General features: G+C 66.1%; 5 protein-coding genes. 2 read left to right on the top strand and 3 right to left on the bottom strand.

All coding sequences use genetic code 11. From position 1 onward, the window contains the following. Positions 1-3,406: WXG100-like domain-containing protein (locus tag BJ970_RS36880; RefSeq protein WP_446689116.1), on the bottom strand; the 3,406-nt coding region annotated here is incomplete at its 3' end. 905 nt (positions 3,407-4,311) lie between these two features. Here BJ970_RS36880 and BJ970_RS36875 point away from each other — a divergent pair. After that, entirely contained in the window at positions 4,312-5,739 is a 1,428-nt protein-coding gene (locus tag BJ970_RS36875; protein WP_184733266.1) for a helix-turn-helix domain-containing protein, read from the top strand. A gap of 21 nt (positions 5,740-5,760) precedes the next feature. Here BJ970_RS36875 and BJ970_RS36870 read toward each other — a convergent pair whose 3' ends face one another. Continuing rightward, positions 5,761-19,713, bottom strand: a complete 13,953-nt coding sequence (locus tag BJ970_RS36870; protein ID WP_184733263.1) for a WXG100-like domain-containing protein — start codon at positions 19,711-19,713, stop codon at positions 5,761-5,763. A 1,126-nt stretch (positions 19,714-20,839) separates the two neighbouring features. Here BJ970_RS36870 and BJ970_RS36865 point away from each other — a divergent pair. Further along, the gene (locus tag BJ970_RS36865; protein ID WP_184733262.1) at positions 20,840-22,147 is read left to right on the top strand and encodes a helix-turn-helix domain-containing protein; all 1,308 of its coding nucleotides are present in this window, start codon (positions 20,840-20,842) and stop codon (positions 22,145-22,147) included. A 38-nt stretch (positions 22,148-22,185) separates the two neighbouring features. Here BJ970_RS36865 and BJ970_RS36860 read toward each other — a convergent pair. After that, a partial coding sequence (locus BJ970_RS36860) for a hypothetical protein (RefSeq protein ID WP_221468625.1) occupies positions 22,186-23,145 on the bottom strand: 960 nt, incomplete at its 5' end.

The following is a 23,145-nucleotide window of genomic DNA, read 5'->3' as shown; positions in this document are numbered from 1 at the left end:
CCGCCTCCGAATTCCTCCTTGCCCCAGCTGCCCGCCCCACATCCCGCTCCCTCCTCCTGAACACCGCAATCCACTTATTTCCCCACGACGCGCTCTTCCCGAACACCCCAGCCAACGACTTACCTGTGTGTGGCTCACCCGCATCACGAGCACGCCGCAGCTCCGCCCACACCGCCTCCAGCGCCGCATCTCCCACGAGCGGTTGCGCCTCGGTCGTACTACCTTCCCCCTGCTTGAACTCCGCAAGCCGGTCCTTACCCCACGACGCACTCTTTTCGAACGCCTTCCCCAACGTCTGTCCGCTATGAGGCTCACCCCTCTCATCAGCACGACGCTCCTCCCCCCACACCGCCGCCAACTCCACCGTCGACTTGCTCTCTCCCCTAACCGCCGGCCTACCTCCTTCCCTCCTCCTGAACTCCGCAAGCCGATCCTTACCCCACGACACACTCTTTTCGAACGCCTTCGCCAACGTCGCTCCGTTGTGGGGCCTGCCCGCTTCACGAGCACGGCGTGCCTCCGCCCACACCTTCTCCCGCTCCCGATACAGCACCTCCGCCCGACTCACACCCGCCTCCTTCCGGTACTCCGCGAGCCGCTTATAGCCCCACCTCGAGCTCCCGCCGAACACTTCCCCCAACGACGGACCTGTGTGAGGCTGACCCGCCTCATCAGCACGACGCACCTCCGCCCACACCTCCTCCAAATCCACCACCCGGCCCCGCCCCACGGCCTTCGCCGGGGGCACGCGCCGAGGAGACTGCGCCCCGGGCTCAGCATCCTCATCAGCACCGGCCTGCGAACCAGCACCAGCCGCAGGTGAATCCACCCCCGCCCCAGCATGCACGCCCAGCGAGTCACCCTCCGTACCAAGCCAAACCGCCAATTCCCGCGAGAACCGCCGGGCCTGAGCAACGCCCTGCTCCAGACGCCTCGCCGCCACCAGCTCAACCACCTCGGCAACCGAAACGAGCCCATGACCGGCCAGCTGCGTCACATCATGCGTGTGCTGCACCAGCGCCAACGCCGGCTCACGCGGCCCAACCACCAACCGCGCCCGCTCAATCTCCCGCCGCAAATCCCGGACCGACCACTGCGCCACACCCCCCGCCACAACCTCCCCCCGCACACCCGACCCTGCCACGGCCATGCCCGCCACCGACCGAGACTCCGCCACCCCCGACACCGACCCCCCATCCGGCAGATCCCGCCGCGCCGCTCCCGCCGAACCCGGCACAGCAGCAGAAGGCCCCACACCTAGACCCTTGCCCCCCTCGACAAACCGCTCCCCCGCCTCGATCCACCCCGACTCACCCACCGGCCGAGGACGAGACCCATCCGCGGCAGCAAACCACCTCCGCCACGGCTCCCGCCCCACAAGCGGGACGCCGTCCGGATTCATCTGACCGTGCGGAACCCGGCTCGTCGTGGACAGCGCGGGGTCCGGCGATGGACCAGAGGCGTGACCAAAACCAGCGGAGGTGTCCTGCGCAGCTTCGGCAGGCTCATTCCGTTGCGCACCAGGATTGTCCACATCAGACAACCGAGATCCGGTGTGATCGCCGCCAGAAGCCCAGACCGGCGGTGTATCCTCACCGACCCGCCCAACCGCATGCTCAGCCGAGTGCGCCGGTGGCGGTGCACCGGGCCCGACATGCTCAACGTCCACCGCAGGCGGATATGCCGGTGGCGGTGTACCAGGCCGGGCATGTTCGGCATCCGGAGTTGCAGACCAGTACGGCGGTGGCGGTGTAAAGGCCCGGTTTTTATCTGGCCTCACCAGCACATCCGAGCCGACAGTCCCGGAGTGCGGCGCCAGCGGGAAGTCCTCGGACTTCTCGGTGATTCCGGTCTTGCCATCCTCATCCCACCGGACACCACCGTCCACACGGCCATCGGCCGCGGTGGACTCGCCCCGGACGGGCCGGTCACTCGTCACGTCCTGACCATGCGACGGCTTCCCAGAATCCGGGCCCACACCCCCCTGCCCCAGATCACCAGCAGAAGCCGCGCTGGAGCCAACACCAACCGAACCGGCTGGGGTTCCTAGACCCGCACTAGCCGAAGTCGTGGGCCGAGGGGCCTCGACATGCCCGGCCCCAGAACGACCATCCGCTGACATAACGCCCGAATGCGACACCCCCGCAGCACCAGCCGACGACGAAACCACCCGAGCATCCGGTACCCGATCCCTGCCTTCAGCAGCCCCGGTCTTGCCGCCCTCCGTCCCAACCACACCAGCACGGAAACCACCAACACCACCCGAAACCGCAAACTCCTTGCCTTCACCGGTTTCCAACTCAGAATCCGACGACAACAAAGGAGCCTTCTCGTCACCACTGATCGAACCGTCCCGATAACGCCTACCCGGCGGTATCAACTCACCCCGCAACACCAGACCCGCCAACCTCCCCGCGCCCGAAGCCACCGACTCCGACACCCCCGCCGTGAACGAAAACGGATTCAGCTGCACACCCTGACCACTGGCCACCCCATATGCCAACTCACCCACCATCTCCGTCAAACCCTCCTCCAACGACTCCCCCAGCCCCCGACCAAACCGCGCCGCCCACATTCCTCGCACCGACATTCCCGCGTACGAATCCACCGCCTCCGCCACCACATCCGCAAACTTCGCCAACCCCGATATTGGATTGAACTCCGCATTCTCCTCGGCAGCCCGCCGCGCCGCCGCCTCCAACAACTCCCGATCCACCTGATCACCCAGACCCGCGACCAGCACCCGCGCCACCGACTTGCCCACCACATTGCCCAACGCCGACAACGGCAACCCCACCCCCGCCGACATCGCCCCCACACCCGCCGCATCCCGCGTCCACTGCGCCGACCAGCCGTGCTTGCCCTCCGCCACCAGCACACCCTGTGCCACGACGTCCGGCAGCACGTTCAACCCCACCCCCATCCCCGCACACACCGCCAACCGCATAAACAACTGACCCCACCACCGCGACAACACAAACCGCATCACCGCCACCCGCGCCGCCAACCACGCCAACGACGCCCCACCCGTCGCACCCGCCATCGCCACCGCCCACGCAATCTCCCCCAACAACACCAACAACCCACCCACCGTCACAAACTTCAAATACTTCACCTGCCACCCCACATCCCGCACAAACACCCCCAACCCCCGCAACGCCGAACCCGAGACCTCCAACGCACCCACAAAACCCCCCACATTCTCCGCAAACCGATCCGCCGCCTTACCCGAAAACTCACCCCGCGCCCGCGCCACCACCTCCCGTAGCCCATCCCTCAAACCCTCCACCGCACCCGCACCCGACACCAACGCCTCCCCCACCGCCAGCAACGCATCCTCATCCGCATCCGTCATATCCTCACCCGTCAACACCTGAAAAAGCCGCCTCACCTCCTCCGGCACCATCACAGACACACAAACCACCCACTCAGAAAACGTCGGAACCTAAGAAAACCACGACCCGCCCCGCAACCGCCCCACCCACCCCGCGCGATACGGACACCGCCACACTCCACCAACGCGCGGCGGGAACAACGGCAAACGGCCGAATGTCCTGAGCCATCCGGCACACAAGCGTCATCAACGTCCCCACGACAAGACCACGTGTCCTACGAAGCAGCACGGTTCAACACTTCACCTAAAACGCGCCGGTCCCCATCGAACCGCCACTTTCACGGCCGGGAACATGACCTTTTAACCTTCGTGTGGATCACGAGCAGCAGCATAGATGCATAGCGGCATCGGTAGTTTGCGGCATCGCTGATGAACTGCACACATCACACCGGTAGCGCGTACCGACCACGGGTCCCTGACCGCCCGACACCAAGAGTCCGGCCATCGCTGACCCGCTCGGCGAACGCAACGCGCCTTGCCCGAATGTTCCCGCCAATGTGCACCCCAACACCCGACGCCGTTAAGCCGAGAAGCCTGCGGACCAGGGCCGAACAAAGACGCCGCCCACCAACACCCGGCCAAGCACTTGTCCGGCATCCGGCCGGCCAAGCCGAGCAGCAGTTCGCTCCCCAGTTCCCGGAGTCCGCCACCCGCCACGCCCCTCCGGTTCACGGACCAGCCAGCACGGCACCGTCCGACGACGCCTCTGGTGTCCATCGCCGGGAGAAACGCCGATTTCGCGTGAAAACGCCGGGGCCGCTCCCACAACCGCGGTGGTACGACTGCGGTTGTTGCTCGACACGCGCGGGTGCACTACAGGTGTGACGCTTTCCCAATACGCTCAAAACCCACCTGGCTTCCCCAAAATTGCGAGGAACTCTCAAATGCGGCGTCACTGCACCGAATGTGGTTCGTGTTTGCGCGCAGGCAATTCCGATACAACATGTGCCCCATGCCGCCGGACAAAACCACTGGTTCCGGCAGGCTTCTACGACACACCCGAACTCCAGAACGCCCTCCGGAATTACGACTTCCGCCAAGTATTTCCGGCCGTACGCAAGGCCGCAGGACTCTCCCAGCAACGGTTCGCCGAACTCACCGGCATCACCCAGCAGATGATCTCGCTGGTCGAACGAGGCAAGCGGAACCTGCGGGACGTACTCCATATCGCACAACTCGCCAACGCACTACGCATACCGCCCCATCTGTTGGGTTTTGGCACCGAATCTGGCAGCCTGGACCCCAATAGGGAGGTGAGCCAGGTGGAACGCAGAGACTTCCTCTCAATCGTCCTCGGGATCACGATGAGCTCCACGCTCCATCCCGACATCGCCCGCCTGAGTGAGATGCTGCCCGCCCAGACCGACTCGATCCGGCGACGCCGCATCGGCGTAGCCGACGCCGAGGCAATCGAGAACATGACCGACTGGTTCCGCCAAACCGTCTACGCACAAGGCGGCGGACTAATCCATTCGGCCGCCCTCGCACAGCTACAAGCGGTCCGTTCCTTCGACAACGCACTCTGCACCGACGAAGTCCGAGCACGCGTCGACCTGGCGATCGCAGACCTGGCGCGGATCGCGGGCTGGGCCTTCTGGGACACCGAAGCACACGATCAAGCCGAACGGCTATGGCTTTTCGCCCTCAACCGCGCCAGACGAGCCGAACAACACCCCCGAAGCACCGACCTGACGGTAGCGGTGCTGCTCGACAGCGCGTACCAGGTCCTGCGACAGCGCCACGACCCCAGCCGCCAGGCGCGCTCGGCGCTACGCCTGGTCGAGCACGGCTTCAACGTCGCGAATACCAGCATCCACAGCGCGAGCGCAAGCGTACGCGCTGAACTCCACTCCAAACGGGCTTACTGCCACGCTACACTCGGCAACGCTGACCAGTGCCACGACGAGTTGAACCGAGACGCCGAGGCGTTCACTGCGATCCAGCCGGACAACGTGCCGCCCTGGGACCGCCACATGACCGAAGCCGAAATCGCCTCGCACCGGGCGCTCGCGCTGGGTCTGCTGGCCCGCACCCAGCCCGAATTCGTCCCGACAGCAATCGAACAACTAGACGCCGTCATAAACGACCCCAACCTCACCTACGCACGAACACGCGCATCCCACCTCCCCACCCTGTCCGCGCTCTACATCCGCGACGGAGACCTCGACACCGGCATCCGGATCGGCCACGAAGCAATCACGGCCGTCAACGGGCTTTCATCGCGCCACATGCGAGGCCGCTTGCAGGCCATCGCCGACGCCGCCGAGCCCTTCGCCGCGAAATCATCCGACATGGCGCAACTGCGCACGGAAGTTCACGCCGCCGTCCACGACACCCAGGCATAACCCAACACTGGGTTGACGATTTCAATGGAAATCAGCGCGCTGATTTCCATTGAAATCGCTCGCACCGGGCCAGGAACTTCGGCGTCGCGTCCCGTCGTCGTCGGTAGATACCCTCCCCGGCCCACCCTCCGCCGAAACGTCGTCACCGAACCCCGCCGCCGGCGGTTCAGACACCGGGCCCGAAATCGGCTTGTCCACGGCGTTTACCCCAGGCCAGGACAGACGGCGCAGGGAGTCATTACCGTGTGGGAAACCATCCAGCCCCGGCGAATCAGCCGAACCGACACGAACACCGACCACGCGATCGCCCGACACCCGCAACCGATCCAGCCGCTCCCGCAACCGATCCCACTCATCCTCCGACACCACACCATCGACATCGGAATCCTCTGCACCCGCCCGCACCGACACCTCATCACGCGGCCTCGGCAGGAACCCACCCCCCACCGGGCCCGCACCGGCACTCACACCCAACGCCGTAGCCATCAACCCCGACAACCTGCGCCGCAACGCATCAACAGCCGCCACATCATCCCGATCCCGCAACAACTGATGCGCAATCACACGACGAAACGAAGGAACTTCCCCAAGGGTACTGCCAAGGCGCTGCGCCGCCTCCAGCAACAAACCATCCACAGCCTCATCCCCGTACACACCCCGCCCCTCCTCCAACACCGCACTCGCCGCACCATCCAACTCCACCAACTCCCCAAGCTCGACATCAGCCCGAGCCTGAGCATCCGCCTGCTCCCGCAGCCCCACCACATCCGCACGCCGGTACGAAAGACCCGACGCGATATTCAACCACCGCACGATCTGCCGGCTCACCACGGCCCGATACTCCGGCGGCGCAACGGCCGAAAGACGCCGCAACGACGCCGCCGCCGCATGACACCGAGACGTCAACCCAGCCTTGGCATCCCCCGTAAAATCAACAACTTCCAGACCGTCGCCGCCCCCACTCATCCACACCGGGGCTCCGAAGCGATGAGCCGTGTCCGCACCGACCGCATCACTCAACCCGGTCTCGTCACCCGAACCCACCCCGGCCCCCCACGACCAGTCAACGCTCGCCGGATCAATCGGCCAGGCCCCCGAATCAGCCACCGGACCAGACGCCTCAGAGGGCGCCTCCTTCGACCTAGTGCTCTCCTGCGGAGCCACGTCCTCGGTAGCGTGCACGAACGATCCAGCCGCTTCTGCCGTGGACACCCCCGAAACCAGCCCCGACGACCCCGCCTCAACCACCCCTGCGGCCGGCTGACCCTCCACGGCACTGCCACCCACACCCCAACCCAACCGATCAGCCCGCACCCGCTCCACCAACGCCGCAGCCTGACTCACCCGCCGACGCAAATTCCCCACATCCGCGCCACCCAACTCACCCCGTCCCAACCGCACCCACCACTCCTCCACCCGCGCACGCAACCCAGGCTCATACCCCACCGGCGCACCAACCAACAACCCCCGCAACGAACCCACCAACCCCACCAACTCCGAAACCAACCCCGACCGCTGCACCCCAACCACATCCACACCCGCCGCCGAGGTCTCCGGAACCGACCCACCGCGTTCCGAACTCCGGAACTCCGCAAGCCGCCGCGTACCCCACGAACTACTCTTTTTGAACGCCTTCCCCAACGTTTCACCGGTGTGGGTCTCACCCGCGTCACGAGCCCGACGCAGCTCCGCCCACACCGCCTCCCGATTCCGCTTCACCGCATCCCCCCGACTCGCGCCCCCCTCCCTCTCCCGGAACTCCACGAGCCGATGATCACCCCACGACCTACTCTTCCCGAACTTGGCCGCCAACGATTTACCGCTGTGGGGCTGGCCCGCACCATCAGCCCGACGAAGCTCCGCCCACACCGGCTCCAACTCCGCTTCCCGTTCCCGCTTCACCTCCTCCGCCCGACTCAGACCCCCCTCCAGTAGCTTCCGGAACTCCGCGAGCCGCAGCAAACCCCACGATCCGCTCTTGTTGAACGCCTTCCCCAACGATTCACCGGTGTGGGTCTCACCCGCGTCACGAGCCCGACGAAGCTCCGCCCAGACCCGCTCCAACTCAGCCTCCCGCTTCGTCACGTCCGCCCGACTCACGCCCCCCTCGATCCTCTTGAACTCCGCAAGCCGCTGATCAGCCCACCTGAGACTCCTTCCGAACTTGATCCGCAACGTCTCACCATTGTGGGGTTCGCCCGCGTCACGAGCCCGACGCAGCTCCGCCCACACCCGCTCCAACTCCGCCTCCCGCTCCCGCTTCGCCAACTCCGCCGGGACAACCCCCACCTCCTCTTTCCTGAACTCCCTAAGGTGCTCCCAACCCCACGACTTGCCCTTTCCGAACTTGGCCGCCAACGACGGACCGGTGTGGGGCTCACCCGCCTGATCAGCACGACGTACCTCCGCCCACACCTCCTTCGGATCCGTTTTCCGCTCAGCCGCACCCTTTCTGAACACCGCAAGCCTATCGACGCCCCACGACCTGCTCTTTCCGTACTTGCCCGCCAACGACTTGCCGGTGTGGGGCTCACCCGCCTCTTCGGCACGACGCAGCTCCGCCCACACCTCCCCGGCTCCCGGCCCCCGGCTCCGCTTCGACCGTTGCGACTCAGCGTCCTCATCATCCGGCTCAGCAACACGACCCCGCTTGCGTCGGCTTCCTTCATCCACCGAAGACAACCCACCCACATCACCCGCAAACCCCCCAGCAGCAACCACATCCCCACGCCCCACCGACTGAGCCGGCATCTCACCCGCCTGACCGCCCTGAAGCTCACCCCACCCAAGACCCCACGCTTGCCCCAAGCTCGCCGGATCACCCCACCCCACCTCACCTACCGACTCCGCCCACCCCAGCAAAGCCCGCGCCGGCTCGGACTCCAACGGATCGGCCGACACAAAACCACCCAACCCCGCGGCAGAAACCGCCGACGACTCCCCACCCGGCGACGACTCCTCCGCACCGGCCGATGAATCCGACCCCGCCCCAGCGCGAACAGTCAAGGCCGTCCCCCGCGAACCCAACCTCTCCGCCAACTCCCGCGAAAACCGCAACGCCTCAGCACGACCGAACCCACGAACCTGCTCCGCAACCTGCTCCAGCACCTCGTCCAGGACACCGTCACGCGCCAGCCGCACCACATCATGCGTCCTCCGCACAACCCCCACCGCAACATCACGCGGACCCAACGACGCCTTCGCGGCGTTACCCCGGGTACTGGGCCCGGACACCGCAACATCTGCCGAGGACGACTCGGTAACCACCGCAGACCGTTCAGCCTCAACCATGTCCATGCCCACGGCCGATGGGTCTTGCAAGCCACTCCCAGACCGGAACTTCTTCCTGAACTCGGCAAGGCGCGCCAAACCCCACGTCTGGCTCTTCCCGAACTTCCTTGCCAGCGATACACCGGTGTGGCAGTCACCCGCCGCCTCAGCACGACGCACCTCCGCCCACACCCGCTCCAACTCCGCAGCCCGCTCCCGCTTGGCCACCTCCGCCCGACCCGCATTCCCCTCCCGCTCGCTCAACTCCTTGAGCCGCTGCTTACCCCACGACTTGCTCTTTCCGAACTTGGCCCCCAATGAACTGCCGCTGTGGGGTTGACCCGCCGCCTCGGCACGGCGCACCTCCGCCCACACCGGCTCCAACTTCGCGTCCCGCTCCCGCTTGGCCACCTCCGCCGGATCTCCATTCCCCGCCCGCTCCCGGAACTCCGCAAGCCGCTCGTACCCCCACGCATTACTCTTCTTGAACTTGGCCGCCAATGACGGACCGGTATGGGGCTCACCCTCGTCAAGAGCACGACTCGCCTCCGCCCACACCGCCCCCAAATCAGCCCCCCGCATCCGCTGCCCCGCACCCGCCCGGGACGCACGCCGACCAGACGGCCTCCCCTGCTCCGTAGCGTCATCACCCGAGTCCGCAACCCGAGCCCCTTCGCGCCCACCGCTTTCACTCAACGCGGCCGATCCACCGGGAACGTCCGAAAGTTCCTCAGCCGCAAGCACATCCAAGCCCGATTCCGCCGCCAGCAGGTCATCCGTTCGGCCGCCCGGAACCTCATCCCACTCAAAATTCGACGGACCAAAGATCTGCGGGTCAAGTGCCCACGAACCCGGATCACCCGCCGACTCAGCCCAGTCCAGCAATGCGCGTGCCGGCTCGGACTCGAACAGATCAAGCGCCGCCACATCACCCATCGACTCATCAGCCGTCGCACGCGAATCCGCAACGCCCTGCGCTTCCCGCCCGCTGCGGGCCACTCGATTCATGCTCTGCTCGCCGGCCCTGAACTCCGCAAGCCGCGCATAACCCCACGAACTGCTCTTTCGAAAAGCCTTCGCCAACGTCGCACCGGAATGGGGCTCACCCGCCTCATCGGCACGACGCAACTCCGCCCACACGGGCTCCAACCCCGCATTCCGCGACCCGGCAACCAACTGCGCCGGGGTCGTACCGCCCTCCCGCCTGCTGAACTCCGCGAGCCGTTGCCTTCCCCAAGGCGCGCTCTTTCCGAACTTCGCCGCCAACGTCGTACCGGTGTGGGGCTCACCCGCCGCATCCGCACGACGCAACTCCGCCCACACCTTCTCCCGCTCTGCATCCCGCTTCTGCTGAACCAACTCCGCCCGACTCAGGGCGCCCTCCCGTTCCCGCAACTCCTTAAGCCGCTGCCTACCCCACCAGTTGCTCTTTCCGAACTTGGCCCCCAATGACTGACCGGTGTGGGGCTCACCCGCCGCATCCGCACGACGCAACTCCGCCCACACCTCCTCCGGCTCCCACTTCGCCGTATCAGACCGGCGCAATTCCTGGCTGTCCTGCCGGAACATTCTGAGCTGCTTATAGCCCCACCCTTTGCGCATTCCGAACTTGGCCCCCAATGACTCGCCGGTGTGGGGCCCACCCGCCTCATCCGCACGACGAACCTCCGCCCGCACCTCCTCCAAAAGCGCTGCCCGCTCCCGCTTGGCCACGTCCGCCTGACCAGCCTCCCCCTCCCGTTCCCGCAACTCCTTAAGCCGCTGCTTACCCCACCAGTTGCTCTTTCCGAACCTGGTCCCCAACGACTGACCGGTGTGGGGCTCACCCGCCTCATCCGCACGACGAACCTCCGCCCACACCTCCTCCGGCTCGACCGCGCGCGTCCGCTTTGCCGCGTTCCCCCGCGGCGCCCGAGGACCAGACGGCCGCTCAGACTCATCATCCGAGTCTGCGACACGACGCCGCCTGCTCCCGCTGCCTTCAGCCGCCGAAGCCAGCTCACCCGCATCCGCCATGGAGGGCCACCCACTCGGATCATTCGCAAACCACCCGGTCGCAACCACATCGGCACCCGGTACCGACGCGCCCGCCGCCAGCACATCACCGGCTCGACCAGCCTGAACCTCATCCCACCCAAAATCGAATGACTGCCCAACGCCGAACGGATCAAACGGCCACGACCCCACCTGCCCGACGGAAGACAACCCACCGCGATCATCCCCAACCCAATCGGCCGCGAGCACATCCGAGTCCGACGGGCCCGCGGCCAGCACATTATCCCTTTGACCGCCCAGATTCTCATTCCACTCGAAGCCCAACGACCGTTCAATACGCAACGGATCAGCCGACCACGCCCCCGCATCAGCCATCGGATCGGCCCACTCCGGCACAGCGTGGCCGGGCTGGGACTCGGACTGCTCAAAGGTCACCGACCCGCTTACCGGGTCTGCATCCGCCGAGTGCGAAGCCTCAGTGCCTGCCGAGGTATCCTCGGGTGAATCCGGCCCCGCTCCGGCGCGAACGGCCAGCCCCGTCCCCTGCGAACCCAGCGTGGCCGCCAACTCCCGGGAAAACCGCAACGCCTCAGCTCGACCGGACTCACCTAGCCTGGTCGCAACCCGATCCACCACCTCATCCAAGACACCCGCACGCGCCAGCCGCACCACATCATGCGTCCCTCGCACAATCCCCGCCGCAACATCACGCGAACCCGGCAATACCCCCGACTCCGCCGTCTCCCCCTGAACGCCCGTCTCAGCCATAGCCGCGGCCGAGGACCGCTCAGCAGCCAACCCGGACCGTTCAGCCACAATCGCATCCGCGGTCGGCGAACCTTCCGCTGGCGCGCCACTTCCAGACGTCAACGGCTCCGCCTCCGAACTGCCGTTCTCCGCCTTCCTGAACTCGTCAAGCTGCCACAGACCCCAAGACGTACTCCGTCTGAACTTGGCTCCCAACGACTTTCCCGTATGGGGCTCACCCGCGCTGCGGGCGCGACGCAGCTCCGCCCACACCTCCTCCCGCTGCTGCTTCAGCACATCCGCCGGACTCCCTTCTCCCTCCCTCCGCCTGAACTCCGCAAGCCGCTGCACACCCCACGATGCGCTCCTACCGAACCTGTTCCCCAACGACCTGCCACTGTGCGGCTCACCCGCATCACGAGCACGACGGACCTCCGCCCACACCTCCTCCCGCTTCCGCTTCTCCGCGTCCGCCCGACTCGTCCCCTCCTCACGCGCTGGCCGCACCGCGACATCACGTGAACCCGGCAACACCCCCGGATCCGCCATCTTTGCCTGAACACCAGCCATAGCCGCAGTTGCCGAGGACAACCCAGCAGCCGACCCCAACCGCTCAGCCACAACCGCGCCTTCCCCCGGCACACCGCGCCCAGACCCCACCCCCTTCAGCCTTTTGGCCTCGGCAAGTCGCTCCTCGCCCCACGAACTGCTCTTTCCGAACTTGGCTCCCAACGCCGCACCGGTGTGGGACTCACCCGCCGCATCCGCACGACGCACCTCCGCCCACACCGCATCCCGCTCCGCATCCCGCTCCCGCTGCGCCACCTCCGCCCGACTCACACCCCCCTCGCTCGCCCTGAACTCCGAGAGCTGCGCATAGCCCCACGACGCGCCCTTCCGGAACTTCCTCCCCAACGTCACGCCGGTATAGGGCCGACCTGCGTCACGAGCACGGCGCATCTCCGCCCACACCGCCTCCCGCCTCAGCTTCACCCCTTCCGCCCGGCTCTTTCCCCCCTGTCTTCCCCTGAACTCCCTAAGCCGTACGAGGCCCCACGACGAACCCTTTCCGAACTTCCTCCCCAACGACTCACCGGAGTGGACCTGACCCGCCTCATCGGCACGACGCAGCTCCGCCCACACCGCCCCCAAATCCACCTCCTGCTTCCGCTTCACCGCAACCGCATTGGTCACCGCCCAACCGGACGGCCTAGCGGGCTTAGCATCCTCATCATCCGAATCATCGACACGACGCCGCTTGAGTCCGCCAGTTCCACCCAGCGCAGGCAACCCACCCGCATCCACGGCGGAGGAATATCCACCCGAATCGCCTGAATACCACTCGGCCGCAACCACCTCCGCACCCGGTCCCCACACACCCTCCGCCACAGTGTGACCCCCCTGGGCCGCATCCCACCCAAGACCCAACGACGGCCCGAAGCCCAACGGATCAACCGACCACGACCCCGCCTCCCAATCTGACGACAACCCACCCGAATCGCCTGCAAACCATTCGGCCACAGCCGGATCCGTGCCCGCCACCGACATACCTTCCGGCAGCGCGTCATCCGGTTGAACGGCCCGAGTCTCGTCCCACCCAAAATTGAACGGCTGTCCGACGCTCGACGGATCAACCGACCAGGATCCGCCATCATCAGCCGACTCAGCCCAGCCCAGCAACGCGCGCCCCGGCCCAGACTCGATCGGATCGAACGTCACCAAGCCGTCCCTCACATCAGCAGCCTCCAGCGAATCCGCAACTCCCATCTGTGAATTCTCGCCACCGGCCGGTGAATCCGGCCCCGCTCCGGCGCGAATAGCGAACCCCGTCCCCTGCGAACCCAGCCTGGCCGCCAACTCCCGGCAAAACCGCAACGCCTCCTCACGACCGAACTCACGAACCCGCTCCGCAACCTGATACACCACGTCGTCCAAAGAGCCCTCACGCGCCAGCCGGACCACATCATGTGTCCCTCGCACAATCCCCACCGCAACATCACGCCAACCCGACGACACGTCCGCTGGCTCCCCCTGACCAGGGGATTCAGCCACACTCGCACTCTCGGCCGACTCAGTTTCCGCCGGCATTCCGCCCTCAGACGCCGCGAAAGCAGAACCACCGCCCTCCCTGCTCCGGAACTCCGCAAGCCGCACCCTGCCCCACGACGCGCTCTTCTCGAACTTGTTCCCCAACGACTTACCCGTGCGGGGCTCACCCGCGTCATGCGCACGGCGCACCTCCGTCCATACCTCCGCAAACTCCTCCTCCCGCGCCCTGGAAACCGACTGCGCCTGGGGCGTACCGCCCTCCCTCCTCCGGAACTCCGCAAGCCGCACCCTCCCCCACGACGCGCTCTTCTCGAACTTGTTCCCCAACGACTTACCCGTGTGGGGCTCACCCGCGTCATGCGCACGGCGCACCTCCGTCCATACCTCCGCAAACTCCTCCTCCCGCGCCCTGGAAACCGACTGCGCCTGGGGCGTACCGCCCTCCCTCCTCCGGAACTCCGCAAGCCGCTCCTTACCCCACGTCTCGCTTTTCTCGAACTTGGTCGCCAATGACGCACCGGTGTGGGGCTCACCCGCCTCACGAGCACGACGCACCTCCGCCCACACCGCCTCCAGCACCACATGCCGCGCCTGGGCAATCAACTGCGCCTGGGTCGTACCGCCCTCCCTCCTCCGGAACTCCCCAAGACGCGCGTAACCCCACGCTTTACTCTTCCCGAACTTCTTCCCCAACGACTCACCGGTGTGGGACTCACCCGCCTCACCAGCACGACGCAACTCCACCCACACCGCATCTCGCTGCCGCTGCGCCGACTCCGACCGGCTCACATCCCCCTCGATCGCCCTGAGCTCCGCAAGCCGCTGCGCACCCCACGGCGCACTCTTCCCAAACACCTTCGCCAGCGACTTGCCCGTGTGCGGATCACCCGCCTCACGAGCACGACGCACCTCCGCCCACACCTTCTCCAACTCCGCCTCCCGCACCGCGGCAGCCGACTGCACCGGGGGCGTACCCCCGTCCCTCCTCCGGAACTCCGCAAGCCGCTGCCTGCCCCACGCCGAGCCTTTCCCGAACCTTGTCCCCAACGACTCACCGGTGTGGGACTCACCCGCCGCACGAGCACGACGCAACTCCACCCACACCGCCTCCAGCCCCGCATCCCGGTCTTTCTGCGCCAACTGCAACCAATCCACACCCCCCTCTCGCTCTCTGAACTCCGCCAGCAGCGGATATGCCCATGCCCTACCCTTCCCGAACTTCTTTGCCAATGTCGCACCGTTGTGGGGCTCGCCCGCTTCCTGGGCACGACACAGCTCCGCCCACGCCGCCTCCCGCTCCGCCTCCCGCATCCGCTTCCTCGCACCCTGCCGGGGCACGCGAGGGCCAGGCGGCCTCTCAGACGCAACACCTTCATCGCCAGCGCCATCAACACGCCGCCGCTTGCGCCCGCTATTTTCCCCCACAGATCCATCCCCCTCATCCGCCGAAGACAACCCACCCGAAGCATCCGCAAATCCTTCACCCGCAACAACATCCGCATCCGCGACCGAGGGACCAGCACCCAGCACATCATCCGTACGACCACCCGAAACCCCACGCCACCCGAAACCCCACGACTCCCCTAAGGTCGATGGATCAACCGACCACCAATCCGGGTCGTCGGCGAACGACAGGCCACTCGGAGCGTCCGCAAACCCTTCACCCGCAACAACATCCGCGACCGAGGGATCAGCACCCAGCACATCATCCCAACGACCACCCGAAACCTCATCCCGCCCAACACCTTCCCCGACACTCAACGCATCGACCCGCCTCGACCCCACGTCGTCCGCGCCCGCAAGCGACAGATCCGCACCCGACACATCGTCCGGTCGACCATCCGAAACGACGTCCCAGCCAAAACCCAACGACGGCCCAAAGTCGGACGGATCAACCGTCCACGACCCCACATCGCCCGTCGACTCCGCCCACTCCAGCAAGTCACGCCCCGGCCCGGAGCCGAACGGATCAACCATCATCAAGCCACTCGCCGATTCATCAACAGCGGCCGCCGAATCCGCAATGTTTGCCTGGGAATTCTCGGCGCCTCCCGGCGAGTCCGAACCCGCTCCGGCGCGAACGGCCAACCCGGTCCCTTGTGAACCCAGCCTGGCAGCCAACTCCCGGGAGAACCGCGATGCCTCGGCACGACCCGACGTACGAAGGCTCTCCTCAACCTGCTCCACCACCTTGGCCAACGCGCCCTCACGCGCCAGCCGCACCACATCATGCGTTCCCCGCACAATCTCCACCGCAACAACGAACGAACCCAACGCCGCCCCCGACTCCGCCGTCTCCCCCTGAGCACTCGACTCGGCCACGGCCCGCTCTGCCCCGGACAATTCAGCAGCCACCCCGGACCGCTCAGCCGCAACCACATCCACACCGACGCCCAACGCACCTTCGGTAGGCCTATCACTCCCAGACCCCGGTACCTCCGGAGCTGAATCGCCTACCTCGCTCGCCCTAAACTGCGCGATCCTCGCGTAACCCCACGAGACGCTCTTCCCGAACGCCTCCGCCAACGACTCACCGGTGGGCAGCTCACCTGCGTCACGAGCACGACGCAGCTCCGCCCACATCCGCTCCAACTCCGACTCCCGCTCCCGCCGCATCAACTCCGCCCGACCCACGCCCCCCTCCCGCTTTCGGAACTCCGCTAGCCTCGTATAACCCCACGAGACGCTCATGCCGAACTTGGCTGCCAAGGACTTGCCCGTGTGGGGGTCACCAGCTTGATCAGCACGACGCAGCTCCGACCACACCGCCTCCACATCACGGCCCTGCTTCACCAGGTCCAACCGACGCGAAGGACGACCAAGTGGCCTCTCGGACCCGCCACCCTCATCATCCGAATCATCAACACGACCCCGCTTACGCCCGCTACGCCCACCCACGCCAGAATCACCCGCATCTCCGGCCAAAGGCAACCGAACCGGATCATCCACAGACCACTCTGCCGCCACCGCGGGCGTACCCGCCATATGATCGCCAGAGGTCTCATCCCACCCAAAACCCGACGGCTGCCCGGCAGTCAACGGGTCAAATGACCACGTACCCAGGTCGCCAGCGAACGACAGGCCATCCGGATCATTACCAAACCCTTCGACCGCAACCGCTTCCGCGCCCGCTACCGGACGGCCCGCTGCCAGCGCGTCGTCCGCTTGACCAGCCAAAGGCTCACCGCGTCCAGAACCCGACGGATGCCTCGACGAATCAGCCAACCACCACGCCGTATCGACCGTCGACTCAGCCCACGCCAGCAAGGCGCGTTCGTGATCAGGCTCCAACGGATCAGACGTCACCATGCCGGGCAACGGATCGTCAGCGTATGGCTGCGAATCGGCAATTCCCGCAAAGGAATCCACATCACCCAGCAGAGAATTAGACTGCAACGGATCAGCAGCCATTGAGCCACGCAGCACATCAGCACCCGCCTGCGCATCTTCGCCAGCCACCGATGAACCCGCCCCCGCCGCAGCACGCACGGTTAACGAATCACCCTCCGTACCAAGCCAAGCCGCCAAGTCCCGGGAAAACCGCCGTGCTTCAACCACGCCATGTTCCAAATGCCTCGCCGCCACCAACTCAACAACCTCATCAACCGAAACAAGCTCATGCCCCACCAACTTCGTCACATCATGCGTATGCTGCACCACCAACAACGCCGACTCACGGGGCCCATCCACCCCCCACGCCCGCTCGATCTCCCGCCGCAAATCCCGCACCGACCACTGCGCCACGCTTCCCGCCACAGGCTCCCCCCGCACACCCGACCCAGCCACGGCCGCGTCCGCCACCGGCACAGCCTCCACATCCGGCAGATCCCGCAGCACCGCTTCCGCCGAAACCGGAACAGCAGCAGATGGCCCCGGCAGGCCGTCCGGGTTCGCCTGCCCGTGCGGAACCCGGCTGGTCGTGGACAGCGCGGGGCTCTGCGGTCGGCCAGAACCGTGTGCCGTACCGGCGGAGGTGCCTCGCCCGGCGTCGACTGGATCATCCCGTTGTGCACGGTTCGTGATCACACCAATCGTGTCCGCATCAGACGGTCGATGTCCGGTGTGATCGCCGGCAGAATCCGGGGTGAAGACCGGCGGTGTATCCCCGCCGCGCACCGGTGGTGGTGCACCGTGCCCGACCTGCTCAACGTCCCCCGCCGCAGGCGAATATGCCGGTGGAGGTGTACCGGGCCGGGCATGTTCGGCATCCGGAGTTGCGGGCGAGTACGGCGGTGGGGGTGTGTCGGGCCGCTCTTCGCCCCGCGTTACCGGCACCTCTGTTCCGACGGCCCCGGAGTGCGGCGCCGGCCGGAAGTCCTCGGATTTCTCGGTGACTGCGGTCTTGCCATCCTCGACTCCCCGCACACCACCATCCACATGGCCATTCGTCGCAGTGGACTCGCCCCGGACAGGCCGGTCACTCGTCACCTCCTGCGAGTCACCGCTGCGCCAGTGGATTCCAACCCCGTCAGCAATGTCAACCGAACCGTCTGGGGTTCCCGGACCGGTACCAACCGAATTCGTAGGCCGTGCTTCCTCGACCTGCCCGGACGCAGAACGACCATCCGCTGACATAACCCCCGAATGCGACACCCCCGCAGAACCCGCCGACGACGAAACCACCCGAGCACGCGGTACCCGATCCTTGCCTTCAGCCGCCCCGCCTTCGACACCCGGCACCGTCCCCTTGTCCTCGGCAAGCCCGGTCTTGCCGTCCCCCATCCCGATCTCACCAGCCCGGAAACCACCGACACCACCGCCCGTATCCGAAAAGCCAGTGCCATCAACGGTTTCCAACTCGGAGTCTGACGACAACAGTGGAGTCTTCTCGGCCTCAGCGGCCGACTCATCCCGATAGCGCGTCCCCGGCGGAATCAACTCACCCCGCAACACCAGACCCGCCAACCTCCCCGCCCCCGAAGCCACCGACTCCGACACCCCCGCCGTAAACGAGAACGGATTGAACTGCACACCCTGACCACTAACCACCCCATACACCAACTCACCCACCATTTCGGTCAAACCCTCCTCCACCGACTCCCCCAACCCACGACCAAACCGCGCCGCCCACAACCCCCGCACCGACATTCCCGCGTACGAATCCACCGCCTCCGCCACCACATCCGCAAACCGCGCCAACCCCGACACCGGATACAACTCCGCATGCTCCTCCACCGCCCGCCTCGCCGCCGCCTCCAACAACTCCCTGTCCACCTGATCACCCAACCCCGCCACCAACATCCGCGCCACCGTCTTGCCCACCACATTGCCCAACGCCGACATCGGCAGACCCACCATCGCCGACATCGCCCCCACACCCGCCGCATCCCGCGTCCACCCCGCCGACCAACCCTCCTTCCCCTCCGACACCAACACACCCTGCGCCACCACATCCGGCAACACGTTCAACCCCACACCCACCCCCGCACACATAGCCAACCGCATAAACAACTGACCCCACCACCGCGACAACACAAACCGCATCACCGCCACCCTCGCCGCCAACCACGCCAACGACGCCCCACCCGTCGCACCCGCCATCGCCACCGCCCACGCAATCTCCCCCAACAACACCACCAACCCACCCACCGTCACAAACTTCAAATACTTCACCTGCCACCCCACATCCCGCACAAACACCCCCAACCCCCGCAACACCCCACCCGAGACCTCCAACACACCCCCAAAACCCCCCACCCGCTCAGCAAACCGATCCGCCGCCTTACCCGAAAACTCACCCCGCACCCGCGAAACCATCTCCCCCAACTCCTCTGTCAACCCCTCCACCGCACCCGCACCCGACACCAACGCCTCCCCCACCGCCAGCAACGCATCCTCATCCGCATCCGTCATATCCTCACCCGTCAACACCTGAAAAAGCCGCCTCACCTCCTCCGGCACCACAATCGACACCCACACCACCCACTCAGAAAACGACGGAACCTAAGAGAACCACGACCCACCCGGCACCCGCCGCACCCTGCCCGTGTGATATCGACTTCTCCACACTCCACCAACTCGGGGCGGAAACAACGGCAAACAGCCGAATGGCTTGAGCCACCCGGCACAGCAGCATCATCAACTTTCCCACGACAAGACCACGTGTCCCATCAAGCAGCACCGTTCAACACTTCACCCGAGAGCCGCCGGCGCTCATCGAACCGCCACTTTCAGTGCAGGGAACATGAACTCTTGACCTTCGCGTTGATCATCGGGCAGGAGAGCATAGATGCACGGCGGCAACGGTAGTTTGCGGCCTCGCCGATGAAGGGGACACATCACACCGGTAGCGCATTGCGACCACCGGCCCGGGACCGCCCGACAGCAAGAGCCCGGCCATCTCATCGTCGTGAACGAGGGAATGGATCCACCCGGTCCTGACGCACACGGACTGTCGCGGTCGACATCGGATCGGCGGCCTCACCTTGCGGCGACCGAAATACACCGCTCGCTCGGTCACTGGAATCGGGTTCTCAATGCTGAGCATCACACGGTTCCCATCCGTGTTGCGTAGCCCAAGTGCGTGCCCCTCGAAGAGGTCGATCACGCCCCCTCTACCGCCCAGTGCTCACCAGGCCCAGTACTCACGATGTCGCCACTCACGATGTCGCCACTCACGATGTCGCCGTGCACGAGTATGAGATCCGGCCTCAGGGAGGCAAAGCGCCTTGCCCGAATGGTCTCGCCAATGTGCGCCCCAACACCCGACGCCGTCAAGCCGAGACGCATTCCGCAGACCAGCGCCGGACAACTGGAACCTGCCCACCAACATCCGGCCGAGCATGTGTCCGGCATCCGGCCGAGCTGCAGCACGCGCGAATGGACGGCGAGATCCCCCGCTAAACCAACAACCGCGGTGGTACAACGGCCGTTGTTGCTCGGCACGCTCGGGTGGACTACAGGTGTGACGCTTTCCCGATACGCTCAAATCCACCTGTTTTCCCTAAATTGTGAGGAACTCCGGACAAAGCCGGTGGTTCCGGCGGGCTTCTATGACGCGCCTGAGCTCCAGCACGCTCTTGGGAATTACGACTTCTGCGTGGTTTTTCGGGCCGTGCGCAAGGCCGCAGGACTGTCCCAGCAACGGTTCGCCGAACTCATCGGCATCACCCAGCAGATGATCTCGCTGGTCGAACGAGGCGAGCGGAACCTGCGGGACGTACTCCATGTCGCACAACTCGCCACCGCCCTACGGATACCGCCTCATCTGTTGGGTTTTGGCACCGAATCTGGCAACCTGGACCCCAATAGGGAGGTGAGCCGAGTGGAACGCAGAGATTTCCTCTCAATCGTCCTCGGGATCACAATGAGCTCCACGCTCCAACCCGATATCGCCCGACTGAGTGAGATGCTACCCGCCCACACCGACTCCGTCCGACGACGCCGCATCGGCGTCGCCGATGCGGAGGCAATCGAGAACATGGCCGACTGGCTCCGCCAAACCGGCAAGGCACAAGGCGGCGGGGTGATCCATTCGTCCGCACTCGCACAGCTACAAGCGGTCCGTTCTTTCGACGACGCACTCTGCACCGAGGAAGTCCGGGCACGGGTCGATCTGGCGATCGGGTACCTGGCGTGGATCGCGGGCCAGGCAACTTGGGACATGCAAGGGCTCGATCAGGCCGAGCAGCTGTGGCTTTTCGCCCTCAACCGCGCCAAGCGCGCTGAACAACTCCCTCGCAGCACCGACCTGACGACCGTGGTGCTAAACGAAGCCGCATTCCAGACCCTGCGCGAGCCCCGCGACCGCAGCAGCCAGGCGCGCTCGGCGCTGCGCCTGGTCGAACACGGCTTCAACGTCGCGAACACCAACCTCCACGGCGCGAGTGCAAGCATGCGCGCCGAGCTCTACTCCAGTCGGGCTCTCTGCCACGCTCAGCTCGGCAACGCTGACCGGTGTCACGACTCGTTGAACATGGAGGGCGAGACGTTCGCGACGATCCATCCGGACACCGTGCCGCCCTGGGCCCGCCACATCACCGAAGCCGAAATCGCCGCGCGCCGGGCGTACGCGATGGGCCTGCTGGCCCGCAACCAACCCGCGTTCGTCCCGATAGCGATCGAACAGCTAGACGCCGTCGTCAACGACCCCAACCTCACCTACGCTTCAACGCGAGCGTTCCACCTGACAAACCTGTCCGAGCTCTACATCCGCGGCGGAGACCTCGACGTCGGCATGCGGATCGGCCAGGAAGCGATCGCGGCGATCAGCGGGCTTTCGTCACGCCAGGGCCGGAACCGTTTGCAGGGCATCGCCGACGCCGCCGAGCCGTACGCCGCGAAGTCATCCGACATGGCGCAACTGCGCACGGAAGTTCACGCCGCCGTCCACGACACCCAGACATAACCCGCGGCGCGGTGTCTGAGTGGGAACACCACCGGCAGTCACCCGGTAGGCCAGGACAGACGACGCCGCTTGCGCCCGCTGCTTTCAGCCGTCGAGGCATCCGCCGATAGCAGCTCAGAACCCGCGCCAGACCGCCCAGCCACGACCAACGCACCTTCCGCCGGCGCACCACGCCCGGTCGCCGACACCTCCGGAACAGAACCAACCCCCTCCCTCCTCCTGAACTCCGCAAGGCGCTCCTTACCCCACGACGCGTTCTTCCCAAACTTGACGGCCAACGACCGACCCGTGTGGGGATCACCCGCATCACGAGCACGACGCAACTCCGCCCACACGGCCTCCAACTCCGCATCCCGCGCCCTGGCAACCAGCTGCGCCTGGGTCGCACCCCCCTCCCTCCTCCTGAACTCCGCAAGCCGCTGCTTACCCCATGACGCGCTCTTCCCGAACTTCTTCCCCAACGTCGCAGCGGTGTGGGGCTTGCCGGCCTCCTCAGCGCGACGCACCTCCGCCCACACCGCCTCCCGCTGCGCATTCCGCTCCGGCTGCACCGACTCCGCACCACTCACACCCGCCTCCCAATCCCGAAACTCCGCAAGCCGCGCGTATCCCCACGCCCTGCCCTTTCCGAACTTCTTCCCCAACGTCGCACCCGTGTGGGGCTTGCCGGCCTCCTCAGCCCGACGCACCTCCGCCCACACCGCCTCCAACTCCGCATCCCGCGCCTCGGCAGCCAACTGTGCCTGGGTCGTGCCCCGTTCCCTCCTTCTGAACTCCGCGAGCCGCGCATAACCCCACACCAAGCTCTTCCCGAACTTCGTCCCCAACGACGCCCCGGTATGGGGCTCACCGGCCTCCTCAGCACGATGCAACTCCGCCCACACCGCCGCCAACCCCGCCTCCCGCTCCCGCTGCACCAACTCCGACCGACTCACGCCACCCTCGGTCTCCCGGAACTCCGCAAGCCGCTGGCAACCCCACCTCTTACTCTTCCCGAA

This window comes from Saccharopolyspora phatthalungensis (assembly GCF_014203395.1).
GTDB classification, from domain to species: Bacteria; Actinomycetota; Actinomycetes; order Mycobacteriales; family Pseudonocardiaceae; genus Saccharopolyspora; species Saccharopolyspora phatthalungensis.
This window is presented reverse-complemented; position numbering and strand designations above follow the sequence as displayed.